Raw genomic sequence first — 20770 nt, 5'->3', positions numbered from 1 at the left:
ACCGGACGGAGCACTCGGTGAGAGACTCTGGCGAAGCCGGAACCCACGACCGCCAGGAGACCCGCAGTGATCGATGTCGTCGAACGCTCCATCGCCGAATTGCGCGCGGCACTCGAGTCCGGTGAGACGACTGCTGTTGAGTTGGTCGACGCCTACCTCGCGCGGATCGACGCGTATGACGGGCTGGAGACCAGCACCGCACTGAACGCCCTCGTCGTACCCAATCCCGAAGCCAGGGACGAGGCTGCCGCGTCCGACCGCCGACGGGCGGCAGGTGAGACCCTCGGGCCGCTGGACGGGATCCCGTTCACCGCGAAGGACAGCTACCTGGTCAAGGGCCTGACCGCCGCGGCCGGCAGCCCGGCGTTCGCGGGCCTGGTCGCGCAGCGCGACGCGTTCACCATTGAGCGGCTGCGGGCCGGCGGTGCGATCTGTCTCGGGCTGACGAACATGCCGCCGATGGCGAACGGCGGCATGCAGCGCGGCGTCTATGGCCGGGCGGAGAGCCCCTACAACGCCGACTACCTGACGGCTCCGTTCGCGTCCGGGTCGTCCAACGGATCGGGTACGGCGACCGCGGCGAGTTTCGCCGCCTTCGGTCTTGGTGAGGAGACCTGGTCCAGTGGTCGCGGCCCGGCGTCGAACAACGGTCTGTGTGCCTACACCCCGTCGCGCGGCGTGATCTCGGTCCGCGGCAACTGGCCGCTGGTGCCGACGATGGACGTCGTCGTGCCGCACGCACGCACGATGGCCGATCTCCTGGAGGTGCTCGACGTCGTGGTCGCGGACGACGCCGACACACGCGGCGACTTCTGGCGGGTGCAGCCGTGGGTGCCGATCCCGGCGGCGTCCTCCGTGCGGCCGACGTCGTATGTCGCTCTGCGAGAAGGTGTTTCGCTTGCCGGCAGACGCCTCGGCATACCGCGGATGTACGTCAACGCCGACCCGGACGCTGGCACCGGAACGACCATTGGCGGGCCGACCGGTGAGCGCATCGAGACCCGGGAGTCGGTGATCGTGCTGTGGGAGCAGGCGCGCGCCGACCTGACCGCGGCCGGTGCCGAGGTGGTGGACGTCGACTTCCCGGTCGTGTCGAACTACGAGGGCGACCGGGCCGGCGCGCCCACCATCGGCACCCGAGGCTTCGTGGCGCCGGCGTTCCTGGCGCAGGAGATCGAGGACCTGTCGGCGTGGGCCTGGGAGGACTTCCTGGCCGCGAACGGCGACCCGGCGCTGCCGTCCCTCGCCTCTGTCGACGGCGCGACGATCTTCCCGGCGCCCGAAGGCGTGCTGGATCGCTACACCGGATTTCCGGACGACATCACCGCCTACCCCGACTGGGTGCGGGCGCACCCGGACGCAACCCTGGACGACATGGCCACGCTTGCCGACGGGTTGGCCGGGTTGGAACGCACCCGCCGCGTCGACCTGGAGGAGTGGATGGACGCGCAGCGCTTGGACGCTGTCGTCTTCCCAGCGGTCGCGGATGTCGGACCGGCCGACGCGGACGTCAACGAGGCGTCCGCCGACCTCGCGTGGCGCAACGGCACCTGGGTCGCCAACGGCAACCTGGCGATCCGGCACCTCGGCATACCGACCGTCACGGCGCCGCTCGGCGTCATGGTGGACATCGGTATGCCGGTCGGGCTGACCTTCGCCGGTCGTGCGTATGACGACACGGCGCTTCTGCAACTCGCGGTCGCTTTCGAGGCGCTCGGGCCGCGTCGGATCGCCCCGCCGAGGACCCCGCGGCTGGCGTAGCCACTTCGGTATGGTGAGGCGTGACCATGGAGGAGGGCTCATGGGAGATGCAGCGGCAATCCCGGTCACGTGCATGCCGGCTCACCAGCACACGGTGCCGATGCCCGGCGTGGTCGTCCCGGATATGGCGGCGCTGCGGCGTGTTCAGGCTGCTGCCGGTTCGATCGTGGTCAATCCAGGTCCGGGCTCACTGAGCGGGCCGTCGCCAGCACTCGCCTGGGTCGGAAGGCCGAAGCACAACGCCACGAACGGTTCGTCCCCCCTGCAGCATGAGTAAAGGTCAGGCAACGCTGCAGCTGGAGCCTGCGGTCTGCAGCGTGAAAGCTCTTGGTGCGCCACGAGCAAGACACCGCGAGGTGCACTACCTCGACTTCGTGGTGGACGGCACGAGTCTGCGGGAGCGCATGCGGGTGTCGGAGGGATTCGTCACGGCGTTCAGTCGAGAGTGGCGGCTGCGCAGCGCGAGCGAGTCAGCCGACGAACTGCTCGGCCAGCGCCCGACCGAGGGGCTGAGCGCTGGCCGCACCGCGCTGTATATCTGCGCAGACTGCGGCGACCTGGGTTGCGGGGCGCTCACCGCCAGCTTGCACGTGAGCGATGCCGAAATATCCTGAAGAGCCTTCGCCTGGGAGAACGGCCACGAATCCCTTCCCCCGGAAGACGGCGTCCCCGGCTCTCTCACCTTCCAGGCGGAGTCGTATGTCGTGACGCTTTGGGACGCCGCGCAACGCAGTACCGCGATGCCGGACGACGACCCGCCTTCGACATACTTATCGGGCTGAGTTGTGCCACGCTCGAGTGATGAGCGAATCGTGCCTGGTGTGTGACGAGGTCAACGGGCAGATCCGGGTGCCGGGTGGTCATCTTGAAGAGGACGACCGGGTGTCGGTGTTCCACTGCCCGATCGTTGCGCCCGCAACCGAGGTCTTCTCCGGGTATTTGTTCGTCGTCTCTCATCGGCATGTGCCGGGGTTCAGCGACTTGACGGACGCTGAGGCCGGAGCCGTCGGCGTCGCGATTGCTCGCTGGTCGCGTGCTTTGGAAGCCGCCGGAGCCGAGCACGTGTACGTGGTTCGTGTCGGTCATGGGGTTGACCACTTGCACGTGCATCTCATTCCCCGGTGGCCAGGGACGCCGAGGGAGATCTCGTGGATGCACGTCGATGACTGGGACGGCGCCCGCCGCGTCGACTCCGCGGCGGCGGCTGAGCTTGTGACGACCCTGCGGACCATCGACACTCGATGAGCACGACGACCTCGTTGACGGATAGGTGGCGGTTCGCGTAGAGCCGTTCCGAAATCTCTTCCTGCGCAAGTAGATTGGCGATTGGCTGCTCTTCACCTGGGCGGATGGTTCGGTCGAGATCGCGGAAGACTATCCGCCATACCTGCTGGTCACAACTGCCCCTGCGTTGGCGATCAGCGTGCGAGATCTTGACAAGGTGTTGCCCGTCAGCTGAAGCTGCGGGCGGCGACACACGGACGACCCATGGAAGCCGAGGTCCGAACGATCCTGACCGATGTTGTGACGGCTGACGACAACGAGCGCCCGAATCTTGCGGAAGCCATCCGGGAAAGATTCGGCGCGATAGGCGGGGTCGAGTTGGAGATCCCAACTCGACGGGAGATGCCTCGTGCCGCCGATCTACTGTCGTCGTGATTCTCTTCGATACCAACATCGTGTCGGAGATGATGCGCGACGACCCTGATGTGGCGGTCCTTGCCTGGGCAGTGCTGCCGGGCCGCTGCACACGACGGCTACCACTGTCGCGGAGGGGGTTTCGGCATCGCCCGTCTGTCTGCGGGCCGTAGGCGTGAGCAGATCGCGGCAGCGGCGGGGCGCGCCATCGCTGCGGCAGATGCGCAGATCTCCGCGATTTGTTCATCCAGGAACGCAACCTGGCCACCCGGAACACGGGTGACTTCGAGTCGGTGGGCATCCAGGTGGTCAACCCATGGCAGATGCGCTGAGACCGCGCCTGCGATAGTGGCGTCCGGTCGCGCCGCGAGTGCGACCACCGGCTATCCGTCGGGCAGCGTTCGCCAGCCTGCGAATTCGGCGTCGAGCGTGCCTTCACCGTGGGTCAGGCCGGGGAGCGCACGTTCCAGCTCCGTCACCCGTGCGGCCGGCAAGAGCCCCGTCACCGTGCAGCTGACCTCATTGACGATGCAGTCGGTGATCTGCGCGCCGAGACCGGGCAGTGCGCTGAGCAGCGCGGTGGCCGCGCGAGCAGGTCCTTCAACGACGATTCGTTGTTCGGGCTCGCACAGAACAGTTCCCGCGCCGGCGATCGCCCGGCCGAGGAGTTCGGCAGTCAGATGCCGGAAGTCGCGTGCGCCGGATATCGGTGATGCGTAACCGCAACGGGTGACGACGACAGCGGCGTCGACGACCTCCCACCCGCGTGGCCCGCCGGCCGCGAAAGCCTCGCGCACGTAGCTCTCCATCGCGCCGCGGAAGGTCTCGGTAGAGCCGTAGACATACAGTGGCAGGTTTTCGACGGGCACGGCGAGCCGTACTGAGGTCTCCGCCGCAGGCGCGATCCTCAGTTCCAGCGTCGCCATCCACGGGTTGTCGGCTTCGCCGATGACGGCCCCGGCGGCGGCCGGACCCGCGATCTGTTCGCGCAGGGGCGTTGTCGCCTCTCCGAAGAGTGTGTCGATGCCGAAGTCCTCCCGCAGGGTGTCGCCGAGGACCTCTTGCTGCACTTGCCCATAGAGCGAGACCGACAGCTGCTGGGTGTGCTTGTCGAGGCGGACGTCGATCAGTGGATCTTGGTCGGCGAGGGCGCGCAGCGCGACGGCGAGCGCGGAGCGTCGTTGCGGGTCTACCGGTTCGACCGTGGCCGTCAGCGTCGGTGGCGGGAAGACCGCAGGCATGCGAACACCTTGTCCGAGCACATCACCGATGCGCGCCGCCCGCACGCCGTGGATGCGGCCGATGCCGCCCGCACGGATCGCATCCGCGCCATCGATCGCCGTGATCCGCTCGTCGCCGATCCGGTCCCGGACCTGCATCGTGCCCTGGCGGACTCGCACCCACGCAGCGCGATCGTGGTCGATGGAGAACACGACCGCATCGAGGTCCGCATCCGGATCGCCGCTCGCGGCAGGCAGCATCGTTGCGAGCGCATTCGTCAGGTCGGACACGCCGTCGCCAGTCACCGCAGAGCCCCGGAACACAGGCAGCAGAAGGCCGTTCGCTACCAGGCGTGGCAACACGTCGTCCGGGATCGGTTGACCGCCGACGAATGCCGCAAGAGCGTCATCGTCGTGTTCGGCGATGGCCTCGCGGACGTCGCGCCACATCGGGATCGCGTCGGGGATCTGCGCCGCGACATGGTCAGGGTCCGCACCGGGCCGGTCGGTCTTGTTGACGAAGACCAGGGTCGGCACTTTCATGCGGCGCAGCACGCGCAGGATCACCCGGGTCTGTGGTTGAACTCCCTCAACCGCGGAGACGACGAGGATAGCTCCGTCGAGCACCCGCAAGGCACGCTCGACTTCGGCGATGAAGTCCGGGTGACCCGGCGTATCAATGAGATTGACCACGAGGTCGTTGATGGTGAAGGTCGCCACGGCGGTCTTGATCGTGATCCCGCGGCGGCGTTCTTGGGCGAGCGTGTCGGTGCTGGTGTCACCGGAATCGACACGGCCGAGATGGTCGACGGCTCCGGCGTCATACAACAGACGCTCGGTGAGACTGGTCTTACCGGCGTCGACGTGAGCCAGAATGCCCAGGTTCAGAGTCTTCAGGGGTCAGGTCCTTTGGGTGCGATGTCATCGGATGCGAAGGCACGACAAATCGCCGCATGACCCTCCCCCTTCCTGCTCGCAGTGGACCTGAACGCCCTGCAGTCTACGGGCCGGCCGGCTTCTCGGCTGGTGAATTACCTGTATGGCGGACCTGTCCGCGCCGCACCCACACGACGACGTTCTGCGTGAGCAGCGACAGGCCGAGCATGAACAACACCGCGTCAGTGGTGACGACCGGCGTGGCGCCCTCGTGCCGTCCGGCCACGCCGAGTGCAACTCGTGCGACGAGGGAAACCACCCAGAGCGCGACAGTGAGCGACGGGTAGCGAAACCAGGTCGTGCCGTCATACGGGTAGATCAGCACCGAAGCGCCCCGCGCCACGCCGAGCAGCAACGAGAGCAGCACGTCCAGCGTCAGCACGGCGTAGTCGACGGTTCGCAAGTGACCCGGGTTCAGCCCGGGGAGGAGGACAGCGAGCCCGAACACCGTCACGATCACCGGGAGCACGAAGAGCCGGTGCGCGGTCAGCCGCGTGCCTCGGGTCCGGCGTGCGATGAGCAGCACGATCACCGCCAGCCCGATCAGCAGCGGGACGGCGCCCGGCCCCTGAGATGCCCCCGCTGTGTGCACCGCCGCTGTCATGAGTCGTCGCTGGCTTCGAGATACCACGCGAGAATTCGCGCCACCGAATGGCGGAATTCCTCGAGTTGCGCCGGGTTGTCCGGGTCGTGCCCGAGTCCGGTGAGCCAGCTCCGGTGGCCCAGCGCGAAGCCGTACGAACTGGCGAGGGCGAGCAGCACTACTTGTTCGATCCGGGCCCGGTCGGGAGTGGTGCCGGGCAACACGATCCGGATTCCTTCCTCGAGGGTGTCGACGAAACCCGCCAGGCCGGACGGAGCCAGGTCCGGGCCGGCATGCAGCATCGTCCATGCCCACAGCCGCAGATACTGCTCGTCGGCCAGCAGCTCGAACAGCACGGCGGTCACCCCCTCCGCGTAGGGAATGCCGTGATCGGCACGCATCCGGTCACGCAGCTGTTCGCGATATCGCTGGTTGGCGGCGATCAGGACCTCCTCCACCAGGTGGGCGTAGCTGCCGAAGTAGTGCACGATCAGCGCGTGGGTGACGTCCGCAACCTGCGCGATGCGGCGCAAACTGGTCCCGTCCGGCCCGTCGCGAGCGATCAATTGGGTTGCCGCGCGCAGGATCTCGGAGCGTGCCTGTTCCGGAGTGCGCCGGCGCCGCGGTGTCGTCATACAGTTATTTTCCAACTGGTAAATATCTGTGGCAAGAAGGAAAGGTGGGTCCGTGATCGATAGCAACTTTGACGAGGGCTACCTCCGGTGGCGGCGCAGTGACTCTCACGCGGCGCTTTTCGGCGGGGGTATGCCGCCGGAGATTGCGCCCTTCTCCTTCGTTCCCCTGTCGGGGATGCGCGAAGTCGGCCGGATGCTGCAGTTGCGACCCGGGGACACGCTGGTCGACCTGGGGTGTGGACGGGGCGGACCGGGTTTGTGGCTGGCTGCGCAGAGTGGTGCGCGGTTGATCGGGGTGGACTCCTCGACAGTGGCCATAGCCGACGCCCGGAGTAGGAGAACGTCCTTCGCGAATGTCGCTGCCGACTTCCTCGTGTGCGACGTTGCGGCGGCCGGGCTACCGTCCGGCAGCGCGGATGCCGTGGTCAGCATCGACGTGCTGCAGTTGGTCGAGGATCCCCGTGCGCTCGTCGCGGAAGCGGCACGAGTGCTGCGGCTTGGGGCCGCTTCGTCTTCACCACGTGGGAGGGGTATGACGATGCGGCGACCCGCTTCCCGCGAAGCGTGCGCGCCCTGTTGGAGTCCGCAGGATTGCGCGTCGACGTCGTTGCAGGACGACCTGCCTGGCTGGAGCGTCAACTGATCATCTATCGACGCGCGGCCGAGATTGATTCGCCCGACCCTGCTATTGAAGATCTGATTCGCGAGGGACGCGGGTGGTCGGCGTTCCACGGGAAGGTGCACCGTGTCCTCGCCTCGGCTCAGCTCCCCGAATAACTATGCCGCACAGCAGCTTCGAGACCCGGCGGTCTCGCATAGTTGGACCGCGCTGCTGAGCAGGTTTCGGTCATCAGTCCTTGTCCCAGATCGGGATCGGTGGCAGGTCGTGTTGCGCTCGGGCCTTGTCGACGATCCGCTGGATGAAGGCGGTCTTGCCACGGGTGTACGCACGTCCCCACGTGCGGTCCTGGTGCAGCCTGATTTTGAGTGCTGCGTACACGTCTCGATCAGATGGATGCTCGCGCAACCACTGGGCGAACAATCGTTGATGGGCCGTGTCCCAGTGCGCCTCGGGAAAGAAGTGCGCGATCGCGGTGCGGACATCGTCGACGAGGAGGAAGCAGCAGTCGTGGGACCCGATGCTGGCTGGTTTAGTCCAGCCGGCGGCGAGGAGTTCCGCGGTTCGGTCATGTGCGTGACGGCCCTGCGGGACGCATACCGCGATGTCGATGACGGGCTTGGCAGCAAGCCCGGGCACGGAGGTCGACCCGATGTGTTCGGCGTGCCACCCACCCGTGGCTTCAGCAAGCTGCGCGGCGACTTCGTCATACCGAGTGGTCCACGCGGGGTCGTAGGCAATGATTCCCGCGGCTGGGTATGTCGATCGGTCCTCCACGAACCCGAGAATATGTGCGGACGGCCAGAGCATCGCTGACCGCTGCACTTGGTGGAGCGGTCATCCGGAACGCGCCCGGCGACCAGGTTGCCGGTCGTGGAGGGCATCCGCGAAGGTGCGCCGGGCCGAAGCCATCCGGGCTTCGGCACCCTCCACCTTCTCGTTGTGGGAAAGCCGGTGGGCTGCCGCCGGTGAGGTGGCTGTCCCGGATGCCACGATGCAGATGTGAGCGAGCCGACCGTGACGGTCTACACCGAGCAGGACCGGCGCGGATTCGCCGAGCTGGTCAACGACGTCCATGCTGAGTTCGGCTTCGGCTTCGACCCGGAGCTTGACGCGGACCTCGAAGACCCGACCGCCTACTACGGGCACGTATGGGTGGTCCGTCTCGGCGGTGCCGTCGTCGGTTCAGTCGCTCTCACCCCGCCAGACAACAGGGTGACCACGCTCAAGCGGATGTACCTGCGGCCCGAGCAGCGCGGCTGCGGGCTCGGCCGGCGGCTTCTCGCAGTTGCCGTCGCAACGGCCCGCCGGGATGGCTGCACGCTGATCCGCCTCGACACGAGCGATCGCCAGCCCGACGCCATACGGCTGTACGAGGCGGCAGGATTTCAGTTGCATCACGCATCCGGAGCCACGCGCTACTACACGCTGAACATCACCGAGCCATAGGTCCACGCCAGCACGTCAACGATGTCGGCACGAGCAGCCGGGGCAAGATCAATGTCAAATGTCACGCTGGTCGTCGCGTGACTCGCTCAGTCGCCTCGCGGCCCAACCCGTGGAGGTAGTCGCGCAATTCCCCTGCCGGCACGCGGATGCCCTCTCCGCGTTCGATCTGGTCAAGCCCGAAATCAACGGCGTCCTTCAGCTGGGTATGACGGGCTTCATCGACATCGTCAGTGGTCGCAAGCGTGGCGATGAGTTCCTGGGCGACCGTAGCCCGTTCCGAACGTGACAGTGCGCGAGCCGCGTCGAGCACTTCCGCCAGCGTCAGGCCCATGCAGTCAGTTTACGACCTGCCAGCCGACCAGCTTGTTGGTCGGCGCGCATCTGTGCAGCATCCTGAATGAGCTCGCTCCGGCCGCGACCCGGCGACTGCCTCTGGCTTCTTGAAGGCGGAATATCCGGCGGTATCAGCTGCTGAGAGCTGTGACGACAGCTGCGACGAGGGTGGCGTCGTCGTCCTTCTTCATCCCCTGATCGGTGAGCCGGTCGGTTCGTTCTTCCTCAGCCCGGATCTCGGCGATCACCTCGTCGCCGTCGCCATTGGCGGCGAGGCGCGCGACGTCCTGCACCGTGTGGATCCCGAGCAGCTGATACCCGCGGGTGGCGCCATCGGAAGCGGCGACGAGAGAAGCCACGTCAGTGCGACAAAGCGTTCCCACGATCGCATGGTCGGCCGCCGCCGGGTCGTGGTGGCAGCACCAGAATCCGCCCGACGTGTTGCGGGTCAGTTCCACCGCGGCCCGACGCGCCTCACGCAGGTCATCAGGTGTGGTTGTCAGTCCCCGTGCGGCTCGATCTCTCAGGTGGCTGGCGATGATTGGTGCAGTGACGGTTGCGAGCCGGTCATCAGTGACTTCGCTGACGCCGCCGGCGGGGTCGCTGAGAATGACGGACGCGTCGCCAAGCACGAGGTACTCGACCTGCTCGGCGCCGATCCGCCAGGCGGCGACAGTGCCGCTCGGCGACCCGCGGTCCAGGTCGCAGCCTGGTCCATGGCTTGCCGCAACCAAACTCAGAGCCCGCGCAAAGGCGGTGCGAATGTCGACGTCGGCGCGGCCGAGAGCGTCTCGGTAGGCGTCGGCCAACGTGCGGGCATACCACCGGACCGTGTGGGTGCACCCGCTGCGCAGCCTCGCCGGAAGCCCGGCGCCATCAATCAGCACCACCACGCCAGGTCCGAGGGCGACAGCGTCCTCATTGGCGTGGCCAGGTTGAGCTACCGAGGTGACCGTGGGGCGCACCGCGTCAACCTACCGCCGCGCATGGTGGCACCGGAACTGCCGATCGTGGTCACAGCCTCGCAACGGTGGCCTCGTATGGCGTCCGGGTGGCTCGCCAGATCACTCACTCTGCCGCCTGCGGTCCCGTCGTTGTTTGCGCAGAGACACTGATACTGAGTTGGGAGAGACCAACTGGACCACTCCAGGACTCAGTCGGCGGAGCGGGGATCCAGTCCAGGCCAACCAGGACGGGACAGTCACACTCCAGTTCTGGGTCGACTCCCAGCACTGGATCGCCTGCCTCGACGGAGGTCTCGAAGAGTGTCGTGCTGCCGCCGGTGTGTTCGATGCAGGTCACGAACTCTGCGGCTGACACAACGAGATTGACCTCCTCCTTCACCTCTCTGGTCAATGCGTCGATAAGAGCCTCCGACGGCTCCACACTGCCACCCGGCGGTGTTAGGTAGAGCTCACCGTCATGGCGGCCCGATCGCCCCCGCGCACGGTGACGGACGACGAGGAGGAGCCCGTCACGCTGGATCAGGGCCGCTACACGTTGGCGTCGAAGAACAGCGCCGAACTGCACATCGACCGCGCGGGGTGGAATGTGGATGCCATCCCCGAGCGACCATTCAGCAGCTCGTGCGGCATCAATGGCGCTGACCGCGCGCTCGCCATCCGCATATGCCGGCACGGGGTAGGTTCCGTGACTGTCGTGCGCCAGCACGACGGTGAAGCCGCGCTCCATCGCATCCCGTGCCGCAGCGGCGACGCACATCTCGGACATCACCCCACAGATCGAGATCGTCTCAACCCGATTTCGTTTCAGGATCGCTGCCAAGTCGGTGCCAGCGAAGCCGCTGTCGTGCTGCTTGCGCACGAGTACGTCATCAGCTCTGAGGTCGAGGACCAGTTCCCAGCCCGGTGTCTCGGGTTCGTCGATGGCACCAGCCGATCCATCGTTCTGCAGGAAGATCACCAGTGCCCCGGCTGTTCGAGCTGACTCCAGTTGCTGCCGCACCGCAGGCACCACTGTTGGCATCTGCGGCAATGCGCAGTCGCCGTCGACGAATCCCGCTTGCATGTCCACCACAATCAGTGCGGTGGCCTGAGGCGGCGCACACATGCGTGACAGGCTAACTATGCGTGTCTGTCCGCTGTGGCACCATCCCGTGCATGTACGAAGCGGTCGTGGCCAGCGTTGCTCAGACCATCCGCGCGATGGAGACGCGAGATGAACTGGCGGCGGGACACAAGCAATGGGCGCTTGACTGGTTGAGCTCAACAGCAGACGTGTTCCGACGAGCCAAACCCAAGACTCCGTCGCCGCACTTGGTTTCGTATTTCCTCCTGGGCGACCCCGACGCCCGCCAGGTGCTGTTGTGTGACCACCGGCTGGCTGGGCTCTGGCTCCCAACAGGTGGGCATGTCGAGCCTGGCGAGCACCCGGCTGAGACTGTCCGTCGGGAAACGCGTGAGGAACTTGGTATCGACGCGCACTTTCACCCCGCCCACCACGAGCAGCCGTTCTTTCTGACTGTTACCGAGACCGTCGGCGCACCCGAATCTCGGCACGTCGATGTCACCTTGTGGTACGCCATCGTCGGCGAGATTCACGAACCGCTGCGGCCCGATGAGCGCGAGTTCGCTGCAGTGCGCTGGTGGACGGAAACAGAACTCGACGCTCTTGATCCAATGCGCCGCGAACCTCACTTGCCTCGTGCTATCAGTGCGCTGACCGCGAACGGCTGGTAGGGCGCGCAGGGCGGCTGGCACGCGTAGTTCCATCGAGTCGAGATGTGGCTGGCAGTATTCAACCGCGTCCGCCGAGCAGGACCATCGCGTGCCTCTCCATCGGCTTGATCGCTGGATCGAAGGTTGGACGGCGCCGGGCAGTCACACCGTGAGCCACGTGCGCAGGATCGTCGCCGCACCTGGCTGGTGATCAAGGCCGTGGGGGCGTCAGGTGAGCCTGAATTGTCAACTGCCTTGGTACGGTCCAATCGTGCGGATCGAGCCCGAGCCCGTGATCGTTGCCAGCACCGTGATCTTGCGCCCGTGGTGCGCACAGGACGTCACGGCACTGACGGAGATCTATCGCGATCCGGTGTCCATGCAGTACATCGACGTTCCCCAGCCGTATGACGCGAACCGCGCGACCGAGTTCGTGCTTCGAGCGGCTGGGTCTCGCGCTGCGGGGACCGCATTCCACTACGCGGTGACTCTGCCCGACGCCGACACCGTCCTGGGGTCCGCATACCTGCACAACATCGCCACGTCGGAGGTCGCCAGTGATGTGTCGTTCCTCATCCATCCCCGTCACCGTGGTCGTGGATGGGCAACTGCGGCGCTGGTCGCGCTCAGTGACGCTGCACTACACGCCGGATTTCGACACATCTACGCTCGGATTGACCCGAGCAACAGCGCTTCGGAGTCTGTTGTAGCCCGAGCCGGCTTCAGCAGGCTTCGAGTCGAAGAGGGAGAAGTCTGCTGGTCACGTCCTTGAGACTGGACCCGCCTCGCTCGGCCCGGGCGATCGTGCGGCCAGCAGCAGCGCCCGCCGAAAATTCTCCCCGCAACCGGGAATCATTCGACCTACCTTAAAGTTGAGTCTAGTAAGCGCAACTTTGGAGCCGCCGGTTTGACATGGCCGCGGCGCCGGAGTTGAGTCGGAGGCAGTCAACTTCGCAGACAACGGCGAAGCTGCTCTGTGTCCGGCGTGACACGACATACGAACCCACAACCAAGGGAGAAACGAACATGGGACGTGCGGTAGGCATCGACCTCGGCACCACCAACTCCGCGGTCGCGGTCCTGGAGGGCAACGACCCCGAAATCATCGCCAACGCCGAGGGCGGGCGGACCACACCGTCCGTCGTCGCCTTCGCCAAGAACGGTGACGTGCTGGCCGGCGACATCGCCAAGCGCCAGGCGGTCACCAACGTCGACCGCACCGTCCGCTCGGTCAAGCGCCACATGGGCACCGACTGGAAGAAGGAAGTCGACGGCAAGGACTACACGCCGCAGGAGATCTCGGCGCGCATCCTGCAGAAGCTGAAGCGGGACGCGGAGTCCTACCTCGGCGAGCCGGTGACCGACGCGGTCATCACCGTCCCGGCATACTTTGACGACGCCGAGCGCCAGGCCACCAAGGAGGCCGGTGAGATCGCCGGCCTCAACGTGCTGCGCATCATCAACGAGCCGACCGCCGCGGCGCTCGCCTACGGCCTCGACAAGGGCAAGGAAGACGAGCTCATCCTGGTCTTCGACCTCGGTGGCGGCACCTTCGACGTGTCCCTGCTCGAAGTCGGCAAGGACCCCGACGACGGCTTCTCGACCATCCAGGTCAAGGCCACCAGCGGCGACAACAAGCTCGGTGGTGACGACTGGGATCAGCGCATCGTCAACCACCTCGTCCAGCAGGTGAAGAACCAGACCGGCGTCGACCTGTCCAAGGACAAGATCGCCATGCAGCGTCTGCAGGACGCCGCCGAGCAGGCCAAGAAGGAACTCTCCGGCGCGACGTCGACCAACGTCAGCCTGCAGTACCTCTCGATGGGCGAGAACGGCCCGATCCACCTGGACGAGACCATCACCCGCGCCATGTTCGAGGACCTCACCAAGGACCTCCTGGCACGCACCAAGGGCCCGTTCGAGCAGGTCATGAAGGACGCAGGCGTCACCGTCAAGGACATCGATCACGTTGTCCTGGTTGGCGGTTCGACCCGTATGCCGGCAGTGACCCAGGTCGTGCACGACCTCACCGGCAAGGAGCCCAACAAGGGCGTCAACCCGGACGAGGTCGTCGCGGTGGGTGCTGCGCTGCAGGCCGGGGTGCTGAAGGGTGAGCGCAAGGACGTGCTGCTCATCGACGTCACCCCGCTCAGTCTCGGCATCGAGACCAAGGGTGGTCTGTTCACCAAGCTGATCGAGCGCAACACTGCGATCCCGACCAAGCGGTCCGAGGTTTTCTCGACCGCCGAGGACAACCAGCCGTCGGTGGAGATCCAGGTCTTCCAGGGTGAGCGTGAGCTCGCCAAGGACAACAAGCCGCTCGGCAACTTCGAGCTGTCCGGCATCGCACCCGCTCCGCGTGGCGTGCCGCAGATCGAGGTCACCTTCGACATCGACGCCAATGGCATCGTGCACGTGTCCGCTAAGGACCGCGGCACCAACAAGGAGCAGTCGATGACCATCTCCGGCGGCTCGGCGCTGCCGAAGGAAGACATCGACCGCATGGTCAAGGACGCCGAGGAGCACGCGGCCGAGGACAAGAAGCGGCGCGAGGAGACCGAGGCCCGCAACACCGCGGAGCAGCTCGTCTACTCGACCGAGAAGTTCCTCGCCGACAACGGCGACAAGGTGCCGGCTTCCGACAAGTCCGAGGTCGAAGCGGCCGTCAGCGAGCTCAAGGACGCGCTGAAGGACGAAAACACCTCTGCCGAGGACATTTCGGCCAAGACCACCAAGGTCAACGACGCCTCGCAGAAGATGGGCGCCGCCCTGTATGCCGCAGAGCAGCAGGCCGGTGCGAGCGCTTCCGCCGGCGCCGAGCAGCCCGCCGACGCGGGTGCGTCGGAGTCGTCCTCCAGCGATGACGACGTGGTCGACGCCGAGGTCGTCGACGACGAGGGTGACAGCAAGTGACGTCTTCCCACGAAGGTACGCAGCCGGGCTCCTCGGAGCCCGGCCGGCGGCCGGAGGACGAAGAGACCACCGGCCCGATCATCCGCGACAAGCGCCGCATCGACGAGAACGGTGAAGTCCGCGCGGCGTCCGACAAGCCGGCCGACGCGGCCCCGGCACCCGCCGAGCCCGTGGCCGAGACCGAAGCGGGGGAGCACCCCGACACGGTGCTCGCCGCGGAGCGGCTCGCCGATCTGCAACGGGTGCAGGCCGAATACGTCAACTACAAGAAGCGCGTCGAGCGCGATCGGGCGGCACAGAAGGACGCCACCACCGCGCGCGTTCTCGAGTCGCTCCTGCCGGTGCTCGACGACATCTACCTGGCGCGCGAGCACGGCGATCTGGAAGGAACCCCCTTCGAGAAGATCGCCGACAAGCTGCAGAGCACGCTCGCGAAGCAGGGGCTGACCGAGTTCGGCGCCGTCGGTGAGCCGTTCGACCCGATCCACCACGAGGCCCTGATGCACATCGAGGCCGAGGTGCCGGAAGGTTCGGAAGGCACCACCATCGTGCAGGTCATGCAGCCGGGCTACCGGCTGGGCGACCGCATCGTCCGTCCCGCACGAGTCGCGGTCGCGGACCCGTCCTGATGCAGCCCGAGTCGTTGATCGAGTGGGGGCGAGCAGCACGCGAAACCCCCACTCGATCAACGATTTTCAACTTCAAGGAGTGATGCATGGCTAGCCAGGACTGGCTCGAGAAGGACTTCTACAAGATCCTCGACGTCCCGCAGGACGCGTCCGAGGCCGACATCAAGAAGGCCTACCGCAAACTTGCCCGCAAGTGGCACCCGGACCAGAACCCGGGTGACCAGGCAGCGGAGCAGAAATTCAAGGACATCGGCGAGGCGCACTCGGTGCTGTCCGACCCGGCGAAACGCCAGGAATACGACCAGCTGCGACAGATGGTCGGCGGCGGCGCACGCTTCACCGCGGGCGGCCCGGGCGGCGCCGGCGGCGCGGGTGGCTTCGAGGACCTCTTCGGGTCGATGTTCGGCGGCGGTGGCGGCGGCCAGAACGTCCGCTTCTCCACCGGGGGCGGCGGCGAGCAGATCAACCTCGACGACATACTCGGCCACTTCGGCGGTGGTGGTGGCGGTTTCGGCTCGCCATACGGCGGCTACCAGGCCGGCCCCCGCAAGGGCGCCGACGTCGAGGCCCGCACCACTGTCAGCTTCCGGGACGCCGCGAACGGCGAGACCCTCTCGCTGCAGGCCGCGAACGGGCAGACCATCAAAACCCGGATCCCCGCCGGCGTCAAGGACGGTCAGACGATCCGGCTGCGTGGCAAGGGCCAGCCGAGTCCGAACGGTGGTCCCACCGGCGACCTGCTGCTGCACGTCACCGTCCAGCCGCACCCGGTCTTCCACCGCGACGGCAACAACCTGACCGTCGACCTGCCCGTCACCTTCGCCGAAGCCACCCTGGGCGCAACGGTTTCCGTGCCGACACTCAGCGGCAAGCAGGTCAAGGTCAAGATCAAGGCGGGCACGCCCTCCGGCCGCAAGCTGCGGGTCAAAGGCGAGGGCATCACGACCAAGTCCGCCACGGGTGACCTGATCGCCACCGTGCAGGTCGTCGTCCCGGAGAAGCTCGACGGCGAAGCCAAGAAGGCCGTCGAGACCCTGGCCCGGCAAGACCGTGAAGGCGGTGTCGATCCGCGCGCCGAACTCGCGGCCAAGGCGGCACAGTGATGGTGCGTTCATCCTGGCGTGGTGACACGCCGCCACCGGACGACGCACCCATCTATGCCATCTCGGCGGCGGCGCAGCTGGCCGGCATACACGCCCAAACCCTGCGCCAGTACGACAGATTGGGTCTGGTCTCGCCGTCCCGCACGCGCGGCGGCGGACGTCGTTACTCCGTCCATGACCTGCGGGTTCTCGCCAAGGTGCAGCAGCTCTCCCAGGACGAAGGCGTGTCCCTCTCCGGCATCCGCCGCATCCTGCAGTTGGAGGACCAGGTCGAGGCCCTGCAAGCGCGCGTTCGCGAGCTCTCCGACGAACTCGCGGGCCAGCGCAACCTGGGCGCCGGCCGGGTGTTCGCTGCCGGTCCGGACGGACAGATAACCGCGCTGCGGCCCGGTCAGCGGGTCGCCCCTACCCGCTCCGAACGTGCCCTGGTCGTATGGCGCAGCCGAACCTGAGCTGTCCCGACCTGGCACAGTGGCTCCCATGATCGAGTACCTCATGGTCTTCCCGGAGCGAGACACCGCACAGTTCGTCGCCGACGGACTCCTCGAGGAGGGTAACTTCACCGAGGTCCGGGTGGTGCGGGAGGCGCTCGCCGGTGAGGACGACGCCGAAGCCGCGGACTGGACCGTCCAGGTGCTGCTCGACACCATCGACGACCCGGCTGGTGCCGTGGCCCGCGCGCTCGCGGAGCGCTTCGGCGCCCTCGCGGCCGAACACGACGGCTGGCTCGACGAACACCGTTCGACAGCGGGCTAATTCGATTGCCGGGGTTGCGGCCACCTGCCAGCCTGGACGAGTGATCCGGCTGATTGACCCTTTCGACGAGCGCGACATGCGCCAGGTCTATGACATCGGTGTTGCTGCCAAAGGCTTTGCCCGGCCGTGGTTTTCGCCTTCGCCATACAACTCCTGGGCGGTGGGCATGCGCGACCCCGACCCGGAGGAACCGCGTGAACTCTACGGCTGCTTCGACGCTGCCGGGCGGATGACCGGCACCAGCCTGCTGTTTGTGCCGGCACAGGACAACCGCGACAAGGTGTATGCCGACGTCGACGTGCAGCCGGCGGATCGGCGGCGCGGTTTCGGCACCCAGCTCGTCCGGCACGCCGTCGCGCGGATGGAGCAGCTTGGCCGGACAACGTTGTTCATCGAATCCTCGACTCCTGCGGCGGACGGCAAAGATCACGGTTACGCGCGCTTCGCCCGGTCGCTCGGGTTCGCGCCCGCCTGGCGCGAGGTCGTGCGGCACCTGCCGCTCCCGGTGCCGGACGATCGGCTGGCGCGGCTCGCGGCCGACGCGGCTGGGCGTCACGCCGGATACCGCATCCTGACGTATGCCGGTGGCGTCCCTGAGGAGTTGCTGCCCGGACTCGCCGACCTGATGAGTCTGCTCGCCGTCGACGCCCCGTCGGGTGACGTGGAGTTCGAGGCCGAGGTCATCACGCCCGAACGGCTGGCACATACCTACGCACGAGAGGCGAAGCAACAGCGCATCCGCCTCTCGGCATTGGCAATTCACGAGGCGACAGGTGTCGTCGCCGCACATACGGACCTGGCCTTCGACTCCACCGCATCGGTAGCCCAACTCGGCACCTACGTTCACCGCGAGCACCGTGGCCACCGGCTCGGTATGGCGGTCAAGGTCGCGAATCTGCAATTGCTGCAACGGGATCACCCCGGCCACCCGTTCGTGCACACCGCGAACGAGGAAAACAACGAGCACATGGTCTCGATCAACATCGAGCTCGGTTTCGAGGCTGTCGAAACTCTCACCGAGTGGACGATCGACATCGGCAAGAGCTAGCGCGGCTCGCTCACGAGCCTGATCCGTAGCACTGGAACGGTGATCCGCCGCTACCTGCTGCTGCAGCCAGCGCCTCCGACGGCGAGACCCCGGCCGCAAGCAGGCGGTGCACCTCGGTCAGCAGCTCGCACGCCTGGTCGTCGTTGACCGCGGCCGGGGCGGCAATCACGGAGCGTGCGCCGGCGTGCAGCCAGGCGGTCGTCATACCCACTGCCTCCTCACCCCACCGCACCGTCGACCGGCCGAGTTCGCACGCGGAGAGCACGACCAGGGACGGGATGCGCTCGAGCTGGTCGATGTCGTAGCCGAACCAGTCGCCGTCGCTCAGCTGCAGACCCGAGAAGAGCGGGTTGTCCGCGGCGTGTCGCCCGTGTGCGGACACGTGCAGCACGTCGACGGACTGGGCCAGGGCGGAAACCGCTTGGCTGGTGCTGTCCGGTGCGATCAGCGATCGCGCCCGCCGCCACCCTGCTGCCGACCGGGTGACCTCCTCGGCCGCGCGCGGCACGTTGGGCCCGGCAGCAAATCCCGCGGACCGCAACGGTTTCGGCGTCCGGCTGGCGACCCAGCGGGTGGCCGTCTGCGGCTGGCTGATGGACCGGCCCGACAAGCTGGGCAGCATGCTCCACGGCAGACCGGCCAGGGCTCCGGTCGAGGTCAGCACCACCCGTGCGTCCGGCATACCTGCCAGCAGCCCACGCGCCGGCGCGAGGAGTTGTTCGTCCAGAGCAGCGAGCCGGGCATGCAACGACGCCTGCACTGACCTGTGCAAGCTCTCAGGCAACCGGCTGGCCGCCATGTCCAGGTCGGCCCGGAGCCCGGCCAGCAGCCGCTTCGCCTCCGCGACGGGACCGAGTGCGATCACATCTGCATGACAACCGCTGACGACGAGCAGATGCAGCCGGTCGTCGACGGACAGATGCGCGAGGAGCACGGAGTCGTCGTCGAGCGCAGCGCGCATCTCACCCCAACTGACCGGCTCGGTCACGACCCCGGAACCCGGCCCGTTCCAGGCCAGCCGCCGGATGCGCGCCTGCAACTCCCGCTCCCGCGGGCTGAGCTGGTCGGGCGATCCGCTGTGCTCGGTCCGCAACTGCCGCAGCTCGGCCAGCCCATCAGCGGCTTCGGCCGAGGCCGGGCGGCGGATCGGGGACACGCGGCTGCTGAGCGCCCTTGCACGTTCGGACCACTCGAAGACCGCCTGAGGGCGGCCGTCGGCCAGTGCCAGCCGAATCCCTTGCAACCCCAGCCGTTGTCCGTGTCCGACGAGTGAAGTCTGCAGGTCGAAGCTGCCGAATGACGACTGCCACGCGTGCAGGTCGGCCAGGCCGAGCCGCACCTGCCGAGTCGCCGCACCCCGACGCCCACGCGCGGCGGCGAGTTCGGCGCGCACCTCCCGGCCGAGCAGCCGCTGAGTGATCGGCGCCTGGTCAGTCAGCCGGATCCTGGCAAGCCGGCGCTCCGCTGCGGCGACGTCTCCTTGCAGGATCTCCGCTCGCGCGGCCTGCAGTTCCACGGTGCGGGCGTCGTGCCGCAAACCGTCGGCGCGCAACCGCCCGGCGATCGTGTCGGCGCGCCGCACCACGGAGCCGGAGTGGCTCCCGCACCCCACGTCGGCCGCCAGCTCCAGCGCGTCGGCGCGGTCCGCCCACACATCGCTGCCGCGCCTCCGGAAGCGTCGAGCCGCCCGGCGCGCCACGACGCGCGCGGCTGCTGGCTCCTCCAGCAACTGCAGCCTCGCGAGCACCAGCTCGGCCTCGCCCTGCAACTGCGAAAGGCGGGATCGGCCATATGCCGCAGCCACCGCGCCGACCGTCGCGCGCGCCTCCCGGTGGAGCCCGGCCGCCACGAGCACCTCGGCGCGATCCTGGTCGCAGACCGCCCGGAAGGTCGCCGACAGTGGCGCGAGCACCGCGCGCGCCTGGTCCATCTGCTGCAGCGCCTCCACCAGGTCACCGGCCAGCAGCCGGGTGTATCCGCTGTTGTGCAACGCCTTCGCGGCGTCGACCGGCATACCGGCAGCGTCGAAATCACGCGCCGCCGCATCGAAGTCGGCCGCGGCCGCGGCAAGATGTCCCCGCTGCAGCCAGACCACGCCACGATTGAGCAGCACCCGGCCGCGTTCCACGCCGCGCAGGCGATCACCGGCCAGGGCGTTGTGCAGGTGCTCCAGCGCCCGGTCGCCGTTGCCCGCGCGTACGTGCAGCACGCCCAGCTGGCTGTGCGCGAGTGCCAGCACCGTCGCGTCGTCGGTGCGGGTCAGCGCTTGCTCGCAGAGCGTCAGGCCGGTCGCCAGGTCGCCCTGCTCGTAGGAGACGTAGGCACGGCTCAGCTCGATCCGGGCAAGCAGAAGCCGATCGCCGGTACGTGTCGCAGCGCGATCCAGCAGCCGGACCGCCAGGGCCCGGCGTCCCGAATTCGACGCAGCCAGACCGCGATCGTGCAGTTCTTCGGCACTGAGCACACCGC

Annotated in this window: 23 protein-coding genes; 15 read left to right on the top strand and 8 right to left on the bottom strand. The window is 67.3% G+C overall.

From position 1 onward, the window contains the following. Nucleotides 1-66: 66 nt before the first annotated feature. The 5 genes from EFY87_RS01490 (at nucleotide 67) to EFY87_RS01470 (ending at nucleotide 3420) form a co-directional block, all read left to right on the top strand. Nucleotides 67-1761, top strand: a complete 1695-nt coding sequence (locus EFY87_RS01490) for an amidase (protein ID WP_123269524.1) — start codon at nucleotides 67-69, stop codon at nucleotides 1759-1761. 40 nt (nucleotides 1762-1801) lie between these two features. After that, nucleotides 1802-2038: a hypothetical protein gene (locus EFY87_RS01485; RefSeq protein WP_123269523.1), complete on the top strand. Its 237-nt coding sequence runs from the start codon at nucleotides 1802-1804 to the stop codon at nucleotides 2036-2038. After that, the gene (locus EFY87_RS01480) at nucleotides 2031-2375 is read left to right on the top strand and encodes a hypothetical protein (protein WP_148043203.1); all 345 of its coding nucleotides are present in this window, start codon (nucleotides 2031-2033) and stop codon (nucleotides 2373-2375) included. Before EFY87_RS01485 ends, EFY87_RS01480 begins: the two co-directional genes overlap by 8 nt. A 187-nt stretch (nucleotides 2376-2562) precedes the next feature. Continuing rightward, on the top strand, nucleotides 2563-3006 hold the full coding sequence (locus tag EFY87_RS01475; RefSeq protein ID WP_123269521.1) for an HIT family protein: 444 nt from the start codon (nucleotides 2563-2565) through the stop codon (nucleotides 3004-3006). Nucleotides 3007-3216: 210 nt separating this feature from the next. Further along, on the top strand, nucleotides 3217-3420 hold the full coding sequence (locus tag EFY87_RS01470; RefSeq protein WP_123269520.1) for a FitA-like ribbon-helix-helix domain-containing protein: 204 nt from the start codon (nucleotides 3217-3219) through the stop codon (nucleotides 3418-3420). A 362-nt stretch (nucleotides 3421-3782) separates the two neighbouring features. Here the strand turns inward: EFY87_RS01470 and EFY87_RS01460 are convergent, their stop codons facing one another. From EFY87_RS01460 to EFY87_RS01450, 3 genes are all read right to left on the bottom strand, one after another. Beyond that, nucleotides 3783-5501, bottom strand: a complete 1719-nt coding sequence (locus EFY87_RS01460) for a GTP-binding protein (RefSeq protein ID WP_281276140.1) — start codon at nucleotides 5499-5501, stop codon at nucleotides 3783-3785. A 118-nt stretch (nucleotides 5502-5619) separates the two neighbouring features. After that, the gene (locus tag EFY87_RS01455; protein ID WP_123269518.1) at nucleotides 5620-6159 is read right to left on the bottom strand and encodes a hypothetical protein; all 540 of its coding nucleotides are present in this window, start codon (nucleotides 6157-6159) and stop codon (nucleotides 5620-5622) included. Further along, nucleotides 6156-6773, bottom strand: coding sequence for a TetR/AcrR family transcriptional regulator (locus EFY87_RS01450; protein ID WP_123269517.1), 618 nt, complete (start codon nucleotides 6771-6773; stop codon nucleotides 6156-6158). Before EFY87_RS01450 ends, EFY87_RS01455 begins: the two co-directional genes overlap by 4 nt. Nucleotides 6774-6825: 52 nt before the next feature. Here EFY87_RS01450 and EFY87_RS01445 point away from each other — a divergent pair, with 52 nt between their 5' ends. After that, on the top strand, nucleotides 6826-7416 hold the full coding sequence (locus EFY87_RS01445; protein WP_123269516.1) for a class I SAM-dependent methyltransferase: 591 nt from the start codon (nucleotides 6826-6828) through the stop codon (nucleotides 7414-7416). A gap of 207 nt (nucleotides 7417-7623) precedes the next feature. Here the strand turns inward: EFY87_RS01445 and EFY87_RS01440 are convergent, their stop codons facing one another. Next, complete coding sequence (locus EFY87_RS01440) at nucleotides 7624-8169, bottom strand: GrpB family protein (RefSeq protein ID WP_158607461.1); 546 nt, start codon at nucleotides 8167-8169, stop codon at nucleotides 7624-7626. Between the two features lie 225 nt (nucleotides 8170-8394). Between EFY87_RS01440 and EFY87_RS01435 the strand changes: the two genes are divergently transcribed. Next, a complete protein-coding gene (locus EFY87_RS01435) occupies nucleotides 8395-8841 on the top strand; it encodes a GNAT family N-acetyltransferase (RefSeq protein ID WP_123269514.1) in 447 nt (148 codons plus the stop codon). A 61-nt stretch (nucleotides 8842-8902) separates the two neighbouring features. Here the strand turns inward: EFY87_RS01435 and EFY87_RS19960 are convergent, their stop codons facing one another. The 3 genes from EFY87_RS19960 to EFY87_RS01420 form a co-directional block, all read right to left on the bottom strand. Beyond that, entirely contained in the window at nucleotides 8903-9172 is a 270-nt protein-coding gene (locus tag EFY87_RS19960; protein WP_148043202.1) for a hypothetical protein, read from the bottom strand. A 133-nt stretch (nucleotides 9173-9305) separates the two neighbouring features. Next, nucleotides 9306-10139, bottom strand: coding sequence for a protein phosphatase 2C domain-containing protein (locus EFY87_RS01425; RefSeq protein WP_123269512.1), 834 nt, complete (start codon nucleotides 10137-10139; stop codon nucleotides 9306-9308). A 103-nt stretch (nucleotides 10140-10242) separates the two neighbouring features. Beyond that, nucleotides 10243-11244 carry an isochorismatase family protein gene (locus EFY87_RS01420; RefSeq protein ID WP_123269511.1) on the bottom strand — a complete coding sequence of 334 codons (1002 nt, stop codon included), beginning with the start codon at nucleotides 11242-11244 and terminating at the stop codon, nucleotides 10243-10245. Nucleotides 11245-11294: 50 nt separating this feature from the next. Between EFY87_RS01420 and EFY87_RS01415 the strand changes: the two genes are divergently transcribed. The 8 genes from EFY87_RS01415 (at nucleotide 11295) to EFY87_RS01380 (ending at nucleotide 18301) form a co-directional block, all read left to right on the top strand. Continuing rightward, nucleotides 11295-11873, top strand: a complete 579-nt coding sequence (locus EFY87_RS01415; RefSeq protein ID WP_181445419.1) for an NUDIX hydrolase — start codon at nucleotides 11295-11297, stop codon at nucleotides 11871-11873. A gap of 250 nt (nucleotides 11874-12123) precedes the next feature. Beyond that, the gene (locus tag EFY87_RS01410; protein ID WP_158607460.1) at nucleotides 12124-12624 is read left to right on the top strand and encodes a GNAT family N-acetyltransferase; all 501 of its coding nucleotides are present in this window, start codon (nucleotides 12124-12126) and stop codon (nucleotides 12622-12624) included. A gap of 254 nt (nucleotides 12625-12878) precedes the next feature. After that, nucleotides 12879-14765: a molecular chaperone DnaK gene (gene dnaK, locus EFY87_RS01405; RefSeq protein WP_123269509.1), complete on the top strand. Its 1887-nt coding sequence runs from the start codon at nucleotides 12879-12881 to the stop codon at nucleotides 14763-14765. Beyond that, nucleotides 14762-15394, top strand: a complete 633-nt coding sequence (locus EFY87_RS01400; RefSeq protein ID WP_123269508.1) for a nucleotide exchange factor GrpE — start codon at nucleotides 14762-14764, stop codon at nucleotides 15392-15394. The genes dnaK and EFY87_RS01400 overlap by 4 nt, the downstream gene beginning before the upstream one ends. An 86-nt stretch (nucleotides 15395-15480) precedes the next feature. After that, nucleotides 15481-16497: a DnaJ C-terminal domain-containing protein gene (locus EFY87_RS01395; RefSeq protein WP_123269507.1), complete on the top strand. Its 1017-nt coding sequence runs from the start codon at nucleotides 15481-15483 to the stop codon at nucleotides 16495-16497. Further along, on the top strand, nucleotides 16497-16949 hold the full coding sequence (locus EFY87_RS01390; RefSeq protein WP_123269506.1) for a heat shock protein transcriptional repressor HspR: 453 nt from the start codon (nucleotides 16497-16499) through the stop codon (nucleotides 16947-16949). The genes EFY87_RS01395 and EFY87_RS01390 overlap by 1 nt, the downstream gene beginning before the upstream one ends. Before the next feature lie 28 nt (nucleotides 16950-16977). Then, entirely contained in the window at nucleotides 16978-17253 is a 276-nt protein-coding gene (locus EFY87_RS01385; protein ID WP_123269505.1) for a hypothetical protein, read from the top strand. Between the two features lie 40 nt (nucleotides 17254-17293). After that, nucleotides 17294-18301, top strand: a complete 1008-nt coding sequence (locus EFY87_RS01380; protein ID WP_123269504.1) for a GNAT family N-acetyltransferase — start codon at nucleotides 17294-17296, stop codon at nucleotides 18299-18301. A gap of 10 nt (nucleotides 18302-18311) precedes the next feature. Here EFY87_RS01380 and EFY87_RS01375 read toward each other — a convergent pair whose 3' ends face one another. Next, nucleotides 18312-20765 (bottom strand): CHAT domain-containing protein, encoded by a 2454-nt coding sequence (locus tag EFY87_RS01375; protein ID WP_123269503.1) that lies wholly within the window; start codon nucleotides 20763-20765, stop codon nucleotides 18312-18314. Nucleotides 20766-20770: the final 5 nt, after the last annotated feature.

The organism is Flexivirga caeni (assembly GCF_003724155.1).
GTDB lineage: Bacteria > Actinomycetota > Actinomycetes > Actinomycetales > Dermatophilaceae > Flexivirga > Flexivirga caeni.
This window is presented reverse-complemented; position numbering and strand designations above follow the sequence as displayed.